Source organism: Paratractidigestivibacter sp. (assembly GCF_052362415.1).
In the GTDB taxonomy this organism is placed as follows: Bacteria; Actinomycetota; Coriobacteriia; order Coriobacteriales; family Atopobiaceae; genus Paratractidigestivibacter.
The window spans coordinates 5,367-6,829 of record NZ_DAWEMK010000101.1; the positions used below are offsets into that span (position 1 = coordinate 5,367).

The following is a 1,463-nucleotide window of genomic DNA, read 5'->3' on the forward strand; positions in this document are numbered from 1 at the left end:
GACGGAGCGCACGGCTCCAAGGACGACCCGCGCGCCGCGGGCAGGTGCGCGGGGGCGGGCGCTAACAATGGCTCGGCCAAGGGCAAGGGCGCGAATAAGGGTTCGGCCAGGGGCAAAGGCACCGGCAAAGCCGCTGGCAAGGCACCCGCGAGGCGCCGCCCCGGCGACCACGGCGGCAGGCGCTAAGCGCCCGCCTCGACGCAAAAGAGAGGACATACAATGGCTGACGTGCGCGACTACCTGGAGCTTCGCGGGGACCTGCTGCTCTGCGAGCGGCCCTTCAACGACGTCGACAACGTGATCCTGGCGAGCCTCTCGTACCTCGACTTCCGCGGCATCCTCGACGGCGCGTCCGCAAAGAAGCACGTCGCGCAGGCTTGCGAGGAGTTCCTCGCGCGCGCCGCGGGCGAGGATATCGGCCCCTGGGTGCGCTCGCTCGCGACCATCGACGACCGCTTCGTCCGGGCACTGGGCCGCTCCGAGCGCTTCGGCGGCGCCGTCGCGCGCAACTACGTCGACGTCACCGACGACGAGCGAACGCTGCAGTTCTCCGCCTTGACGGTCGACGTCGCCGAGGGTCTCTCGTATGTCTCGTTCCGGGGAACGGACAACAGCCTCGTCGGCTGGAAGGAAGACTTCATGCTGAGCTTCCGGGTCACGGCCGCCCAGCTCGCGGCCGCGTCTTACCTTCAGATGGAGGCTCGTCTCGCCACGAGCGAGGGAAGGCGGCTGCTCGTCGGCGGCCACTCGAAGGGCGGCGTGCTCGCTGCCTACGCGGCGGCTGTCCTGCCCGAGGAGCTGCGCGGCTGCGTCGAGCACGTGTGGAGCGACGACGGCCCCGGAATGTACTCCGAGGCCATTCCTGCGCACGCGAGTGAGGTGTACGGCCAGAGGTTCACCCATGTGGTCCCGGCCTACGACATCGTCGGCATGCTCTTCGACGACGGCTCCGACAAGCTCATCGTGCAGAGCTCCGCCTCGGGCGCCATGCAGCACGACCCCATGTCATGGCAGGTCACGCGTACGGGGCTCGTCGAGGCGCCCGGGCTCGAGCCCGACTGCGTGCGCATGAACGCCGCGCTCGCGGGCTGGCTCGAGGGCGTCGAGCCGGACGAGCGGGAGCGCTTCACCGACGAGCTCTTCGATGTCCTGCAGGCGGGCGGCGCGACGAGGCTCGACGAGGTCATGGCGAGCCCACAGTCGATCCAGAAGGTGCTCTCGGCCCTCGGCGCCGCCGACCAGCGCACCAAGGACCTCGTCCGGGAGCTCCTTGGCGCCGCGATCGGCGCGAACGTCGAGTCCGCGAAGGACGCCTTCGTGAGCGCCGCGGCGCAGGCGGTCTCCAGGCTCGGCGCGTAAGGGCGCGTGCGGCCGCGAGGCCCTTTTTGATCGTATGGCATGGCGGGCGCGGCCGGCACCCCGGCCTTTCCGCGCGTTCCCCCCTCGGTCTTCGTTTTTTCCGC

2 protein-coding genes are annotated in these 1,463 nt (G+C 70.2%); both read left to right on the top strand.

Annotation, left to right across the window (positions count from 1 at the left end; translation table 11 throughout):
* Positions 1-186: hypothetical protein (locus tag ACT84W_RS08840; protein WP_444328947.1), on the top strand; the 186-nt coding region annotated here is incomplete at its 5' end.
* Between the two features lie 33 nt (positions 187-219).
* Positions 220-1,359 carry an Mbeg1-like protein gene (locus ACT84W_RS08845; RefSeq protein ID WP_432290410.1) on the top strand — a complete coding sequence of 380 codons (1,140 nt, stop codon included), beginning with the start codon at positions 220-222 and terminating at the stop codon, positions 1,357-1,359.
* Positions 1,360-1,463 lie beyond the last annotated feature (104 nt).

What these genes read in the sequence shown, in the direction of transcription:
- ACT84W_RS08845 (WP_432290410.1), top strand. Translation starts at nt 220, where the DNA reads ATGGCTGACGTGCGCGACTACCTGGAGCTTCGCGGGGACCTGCTGCTC.